Annotated in this window: 7 protein-coding genes; all 7 read right to left on the bottom strand. The window is 48.2% G+C overall.

Translation table 11 applies throughout. From position 1 onward, the window contains the following. The coding region (gene purH / locus LD39_RS06545; RefSeq protein ID WP_035544225.1) for a bifunctional phosphoribosylaminoimidazolecarboxamide formyltransferase/IMP cyclohydrolase at positions 1-900 on the bottom strand (900 nt) is incomplete at its 3' end. Beyond that, positions 897-1,475, bottom strand: coding sequence for a phosphoribosylglycinamide formyltransferase (gene purN / locus LD39_RS06540; RefSeq protein WP_035544223.1), 579 nt, complete (start codon positions 1,473-1,475; stop codon positions 897-899). The genes purH and purN, both read right to left, overlap by 4 nt. Beyond that, positions 1,472-2,482 carry a phosphoribosylformylglycinamidine cyclo-ligase gene (purM, locus tag LD39_RS06535; protein WP_035544220.1) on the bottom strand — a complete coding sequence of 337 codons (1,011 nt, stop codon included), beginning with the start codon at positions 2,480-2,482 and terminating at the stop codon, positions 1,472-1,474. Before purM ends, purN begins: the two co-directional genes overlap by 4 nt. A gap of 18 nt (positions 2,483-2,500) precedes the next feature. Next, positions 2,501-3,913: an amidophosphoribosyltransferase gene (purF, locus tag LD39_RS06530; RefSeq protein ID WP_035544218.1), complete on the bottom strand. Its 1,413-nt coding sequence runs from the start codon at positions 3,911-3,913 to the stop codon at positions 2,501-2,503. Next, on the bottom strand, positions 3,889-6,117 hold the full coding sequence (gene purL / locus LD39_RS06525) for a phosphoribosylformylglycinamidine synthase subunit PurL (RefSeq protein ID WP_035544217.1): 2,229 nt from the start codon (positions 6,115-6,117) through the stop codon (positions 3,889-3,891). Before purL ends, purF begins: the two co-directional genes overlap by 25 nt. Next, positions 6,101-6,784, bottom strand: a complete 684-nt coding sequence (purQ, locus tag LD39_RS06520; protein ID WP_035544215.1) for a phosphoribosylformylglycinamidine synthase subunit PurQ — start codon at positions 6,782-6,784, stop codon at positions 6,101-6,103. The genes purL and purQ overlap by 17 nt, the downstream gene beginning before the upstream one ends. Beyond that, positions 6,785-6,948, bottom strand: a 164-nt coding sequence (gene purS, locus LD39_RS06515; protein ID WP_035544213.1) for a phosphoribosylformylglycinamidine synthase subunit PurS, incomplete at its 5' end; no start/stop codon positions are given.

The raw sequence follows: 6,948 nt of genomic DNA, 5'->3' as shown, positions 1-6,948 counted from the left end.
AATCGAAACAGGGTCTCCTTCATACGCTTTAACATAAGCGTCATAAAGCGTGTCCCCAACACCAACCCCACAAGGGTTCATATGTTTGACAGCTACTGCGGCCGGCTGACCAAATTCAAGCACAACCTCCAAAGCGGCGTTCGCATCTTGAATGTTGTTATAGGAAAGCTCTTTTCCGTTCAGCTGCTCCGCATTCGCGAGAGATGCTCCTTCGTAGTTCGCTTTTTTGTAAAAAGAAGCAGACTGGTGCGGGTTTTCACCGTATCTTAGGGATTGAACTTTTTCGTAAGTAACGGAGTACGTTTCTGGATAAGCTTCTTCCGTTAAAGTCGTGAAGTATTCCGCGATCATGGCGTCGTAGTTTGCTGTATGACGGAAGACTTTCGCAGCCAGCTTGCGGCGTACTTCAAAACTCAGGTTCTCTGATTTCAGTCCTTCCACCACTTCATTATAATCGTCTGGATCGACGACGACAGCGACATCTTCAAAGCTTTTCGCAGCGGCGCGAAGCATGGTTGGGCCGCCGATATCGATGTTCTCAATCGCATCTGCTTCAGTTACGTCTTCTTTCGCAATCGTTTCTTTAAACGGATAAAGGTTAACAGCCACAAGGTCGATCGGCTGGATGCCAAGCTCCTCAATCTGGTTCATATGATCCTCATTACTCCGTTTGGCGAGCAATCCTCCGTGCACAGATGGGTGAAGCGTTTTGACACGTCCGTCCATAATTTCAGGGAACTCGGTAATCTCTGAGATCGAGCGGACAGGAATTCCCGCTTCCTCGATCACTCGTTTCGTCCCTCCTGTAGAAACTAGTTCGTAATCTAGTTCGTGCAATTGTTTAGCAAAATCGGTCAATCCATGTTTATTGGATACGCTTAGTAAGGCGCGCTTTTTCATTTGGATTCCTCCTTGACGAGTAATGATTGAATGACTTGTGGATAAAGGCGATGCTCAACCGCCTGGATTTTCCGCTTCACGTCTTCTTTGGCATCCGTGTCTTCGATCCTGATTGCTTCTTGGTCAATGATCGGTCCAGTGTCCATCCCGTCATCGACGAAATGAACGGTGACGCCAGTGACTTTCACACGCTTTTCAAACGCTTGGCCGATTGCATCTTTTCCAGGGAAAGCCGGCAAAAGGGATGGATGGATGTTCACGATGCGGTTTTTGAAAGGCTCAAGCAGCGTAGGACCGATCAAGCGCATATAACCGGCTAGAATGATGAAATCGATCTCACGGGAGCGGCAGTCTTCGAGCAGCGCTCTTTCGTAAGCCGCTTTATTTTCGTAAACCTTCGGCGTAAACACAACGGTATCGACAGCATGACGCTGGGCTTTCTCGATGACAGGCGCCCCCACCCGGTCGCAAACAAGAAGAGAAACTTTGGCATCAAGCTTTCCTTCTTCAATGGCCTGGATGATCGCGTCAAAATTCGAACCGGTGCCTGAAGCAAAAACAGCTAATTTCATCATGACCAGTGAATTCCTTCCTCTTCTGTGACATGTCCGATGACAAAGGCTTTGTCTAAGGAAGCAAGTGCTGCCTCTGCCTCGTCTATAGATACGACAGCAACCATGCCGATGCCCATGTTGAAGACACCGTACATGTCCTCTTCTGGGATACCGCCTTGTTTTTGAAGGAAGTTAAAAATCTCGGGTACTGTCCAGCTGTTTGGTTGAATCTCAGCTCCGAATCCTTTTGGCAACGCCCGCGGAATGTTTTCATAGAAACCGCCGCCGGTGATATGAGCAAGACCCTTCACCGTCGCCGCTTCTTTCATTCTTTGGATCGTCTTCACATAAATGTTCGTCGGTGTCAGCAGCTCCTCACCGAGCGGGCGGCTCATTTCCGGATAAACCTTTTGCAAATCAAGAGCTTCGTTCTCTATGATTTTTCGTACTAACGAAAAGCCGTTAGAGTGAACGCCGGCAGATGGCAGGCCAATCAATACATCTCCAGCCTGGATCGACTCACCTGTAATGATTTGATCTTTGTCAGCCATCCCGACGACGAATCCGGCAAGGTCGTATTCATCGAGCTCATACATGCCAGGCATTTCAGCCGTTTCGCCTCCTACAAGGGCGGCACCGGACTGTTCGCAGCCATCGGCGATGCCTTTAACGATTTGCTCAATGCGCTCTGGTTCATTTTTTCCACAAGCAATATAATCTAAAAATAATAGCGGATCGGCACCTTGAGCGACAATGTCGTTCACACACATCGCGACGACATCCACACCGATGGTATCATGTTTATCCATTTGAAAAGCGAGCTTTAACTTCGTTCCTACGCCGTCTGTTCCTGTGACGAGGACTGGTTTTTCGTAGTTCATATCACTGATATCAAAAAGTCCGGCAAAAGCGCCAAGTCCACCGAGCACTTCTTTGCGCATCGTTCTTTGCACATGTTTTTTCATACGATCGACGGCTTCATATCCCGCTTCAACATTGACTCCTGCCTGTTTGTATGATTGGCTCATCGCTCATCCTCCGTTTCTTTACGCTTTTTCGTAAGGGTGAACCGTATTTGGATAAATTTCAGTTGGATAATTTCCTGTAAAGCAAGCCATACATCCACCGTGTTCCATCGATTCCTGCCCTTCATAAATCGCTTCGTTCAACCCTTCCGGAGTGAGATAGGCTAAGCTGTCCGCTCCGATTTGTTCTTCGATTTCTTCTACTGTATTGTTAGCAGCAATCAATTCCCCACTGTTGGAAGTATCGATGCCGTAATAGCACGGATTCTTGATTGGAGGGGAAGCAATTCGAACGTGCACTTCTTTCGCTCCCGCTTCCTTCAGCATCTTCACGATCCGGCGGCTCGTTGTCCCTCGAACGATCGAGTCATCAACCATGACGACACGCTTTCCTTCAACAATTCCTCTTACGGCAGAAAGCTTCATCTTCACACCTTGTTCCCGAAGCTCCTGAGAAGGCTGAATGAACGTTCTTCCGACATAACGGTTTTTGATTAAACCGAGCTCGTAAGGAAGTCCGGATTCTTCCGCGTACCCAATCGCAGCCGAGATGCTTGAGTCTGGTACGCCTGTCACGACGTCCGCTTCGATCGGCGCTTCTTTCGCAAGTGCTTTCCCCATCCGTTTTCTTGAAGCATGGACGTTTTTTCCGTCCAAGTTACTATCCGGTCGGGAAAAGTAAACGTGCTCCATTGAGCAAAGCGTACGCTGAATCGGTGCTGAAAAACGCTTGGACTCCACACCTTCGTCTGAGATGACCAGCAATTCACCTGGCTTCACTTCACGATCATACGTTGCACCAATGATATCCAACGCACACGTTTCTGAGGATACAACCCATGAATCCCCTAAATGTCCAAGGCTTAACGGGCGTAACCCACGAGGGTCATTGGCAACAAACATTTTATCCTCGGTCATCATTAAGAATGCATAGGCTCCTTTAATCATCGACAGAGCTTCTGCAATCGCCTGGTCAAGTTCCAGATGGCGTGCCCGTTTGATCAAGTGAGCGACAACTTCTGTATCAGATGTCGTTTGTAAAATTGAACCCTGGGCCTCAAGCTGGTTTTTCAGTGCTTGGGCATTGACGAGGTTGCCATTGTGAGCTAGCGCAAGTCCGCCTGTTTGCGAGCGGAATAACAGGGGCTGGATATTTTCATATCCCCCGTCCCCTGCCGTCGCATAGCGGACATGCCCCATTGAGGCGTGCCCTTTCAACTCATCCAATTGGTGTTGAGAAAAAACTTCGTTGATCAGTCCGTGTCCTTTGGCGAGCTTCAACTGTTCTCCATCGCTCGTGATGATTCCAGCGCCTTCCTGCCCACGGTGCTGCAATGCATGCAAACCGTAATACGTCAATTGAGCTGATTCCGGATGTCCCCATATCCCAAAGATGCCGCACTCTTCATTTAGGCCTTTGATTTCACTAAGCATGGAATAGCTCCTTTCCAGGTTTGTTTTAGCATAAATGTCCGCTCTTCCACGACTGTTTTCTCACCGGCTTTCACACGATACATGCCGTCGTCTGTCACTTTTCCGATTAAATGGGCGTCTGTAACGGATTGTTCGAACGTTTCTTGATTTTCTGGTTTAACAGAGAGTAAAAAGCGAGACTGCGTTTCTGAGAATAAAGCGGATGTGACGTCTCCTTCGATACTTACTTCACAACCAAGTTCCTGATCAAACAGGCTCTCGGCTAAAGCAACCCCTAGGCCACCTTCAGCAAGGTCATGGGCAGATTCTATAAGACCTGAGCGAATCGCTGTTAATACTTGTTTCTGGCGAAGCGATTCTTTTTCAAGATCCAGTACAGGCGCTTTTCCAAAGTGGCGTCCTTCAAGCATGCCCTGAAGTTCACTTCCGCCGAATTCAGGAAGCGTTTCTCCTACCACATAAATCAGGTCTCCGGATTGTTTCACGTGTGACTGTGTGATATGTTCCGTTTCATCAATTAATCCGACCATTCCAACGATCGGTGTCGGGTAGATCGCTTTTCCGCCGAACGATTCATTATATAGGGATACATTTCCGCTGATCACCGGCGTATCAAGCTCACGACAAGCTTCACTCATGCCATCGACGCTTTTTTCCATTTGCCAGAAAATTTCCGGATTTTCCGGAGAACCGAAATTCAGACCATCCGTGATGCCGAGTGGGCGGCCGCCTGAGCACACGATGTTACGAGCCGCTTCAGCGACAGCAATTTTCCCACCAATCTCTGGGTCTACGTAAATGTATCGGGAATTACAGTCAGTCGTCATAGCAAGCGCTTTGTTCGTACCACGAACGCGCAAAACAGCAGCGTCAGAACCAGGCGCAACAACCGTATTCGTCTGAACCATCGAGTCGTATTGGTCATAGACCCATTCTTTGCTCGCGATTGTCGGCTGCTTCAAAAGATCGACAAGTGTTTGACGATAATCGATAATCGTAGGAATATAGTTGTCCATTTCCTGAAATTCTTGATAGTACGTTGGAACTTGAGACGGCTGGTGATAAACGGGTGCGTCTTCTGCCAACGAATCCACGGGTACGTCTGCGACAACTTTACCATGGTGCTCTAGGCGGAAGCGTTTTGTATCCGTTACTTCTCCAACCGCTACTGCTTCCAAATTGTATTTACGGAATACTTGAGCAATCTCTTCTTCGCGGCCTTTTTCAACAACAAGCAGCATACGCTCCTGAGATTCAGACAGCATCATTTCATAAGCCGTCATGTTCTGTTCGCGCTGCGGGACATGATCGAGGTTCATCGTCATCCCCGTGCCTGCTTTACTCGCCATTTCACTAGCAGATGACGTCAGCCCGGCTGCTCCCATATCCTGAATGCCAACAAGCGCATCATGATGGATCACATCAAGACAAGCTTCAATCAGTAATTTTTCCATGAACGGGTCGCCAACCTGGACGGAAGGTCTTTTTTCTTCGGACTCTTCCGACAATTCTTCCGATGCAAAAGTCGCTCCGTGGATGCCGTCACGCCCGGTTTTCGCACCGACGTACATGACGGTGTTTCCGATCCCTGCGGCGATCCCTTTTTGAATATCTTTATGATCGATCAATCCAACGCACATCGCGTTGACAAGTGGGTTGCCGTTGTACGCATCATCGAACTGGACTTCCCCACCGACAGTTGGTACTCCTACACAGTTGCCGTAACCTGCGATCCCGCGGACAACCTCTTCGAATAAATACTTGACGCGGGGCTGCTGCAGGGAACCAAAACGTAATGAGTTCAATAAAGCAACCGGACGAGCGCCCATCGAGAAGACGTCACGAAGAATGCCGCCGACACCAGTAGCCGCGCCTTGATACGGTTCAACAGCTGATGGGTGATTGTGGCTTTCTACTTTGAAAACGACTGCCTGTTCATCACCGATATCGATGATTCCAGCTCCCTCACCAGGCCCTTGAAGCACCTGAGGTCCGTCAGTTGGGAATTTTCTTAACAGCGGTTTGGAATTTTTATAGCTGCAGTGTTCCGACCACATGACCGAGAACAACCCTGTTTCGGTATAGTTAGGCTTGCGGCCAAGGATGTTTTTGATGGATTGAAATTCGTCATCGCTTAATCCCATCTCACTGTATAGACGTTGTTCTTCAATTTGCTCTGGGCTGATCTCAAGCATTGATGGCATGGCTATTCCTCCAATGAGTCAAAATGGATTGAAACAATCGTAATCCGTCCTCGTTTCCTAGAAGCTTCTCAACGGCACGTTCCGGGTGCGGCATCATGCCAAGAACATTTCCTGCTTCATTGGTGATGCCGGCGATATCCCCGACGGATCCGTTCGGGTTCTTTTCATATGTGAAAGCGATCTGGTTGTTCGCTTTAAGAGTTTCATAGGTTTGTTCATCACAATAATAGTTTCCGTCACCGTGAGCGATCGGAATGCTGATTTTTTCGTTTTCATCATAGCGATTAGTGAAAAGCGTTTCAGCGTTTTCAACAATCAGCGTTTCATAGTGACACATGAACTTCAGATGTTTGTTCGGAAGCATCGCGCCTGGAAGCAGTCCCATCTCCAGCAAAACTTGAAATCCGTTACAGACACCGAGAATTGGTTTACCAGCTTCTGCAGCTTCACGAATCTGTTCGATGATGTCAGACGTAGACGCGATCGCTCCTGAGCGGAGATAATCTCCGTAAGAGAAACCTCCTGGGAGAAGGATAGAATCATAGCTTGATAGATCAGCTTCCTTATACCAGACTAGGTCCGCTTCCTCTCCTAGCGCATCCTTCACGGCATAATACATGTCACGGTCACAGTTCGAACCGGGAAATACAACGACGGCGAATTTCACTTAGACAACCTCCTCGATCGAATACGTATAGTCTTCGATAACCGGATTCGCAAGCAATTGGTCACACATTTTATCCACTTGTTCTTCGATGTTCTCTGAATCCTCGAGCATTACTTCCATATACTTTCCAACGCGCACTTCGTTGACATTTTTATATTCAAGGG

Source organism: Halobacillus sp. BBL2006 (assembly GCF_000786645.1).
GTDB lineage: Bacteria > Bacillota > Bacilli > Bacillales > Halobacillaceae > Halobacillus.
This window is presented reverse-complemented; position numbering and strand designations above follow the sequence as displayed.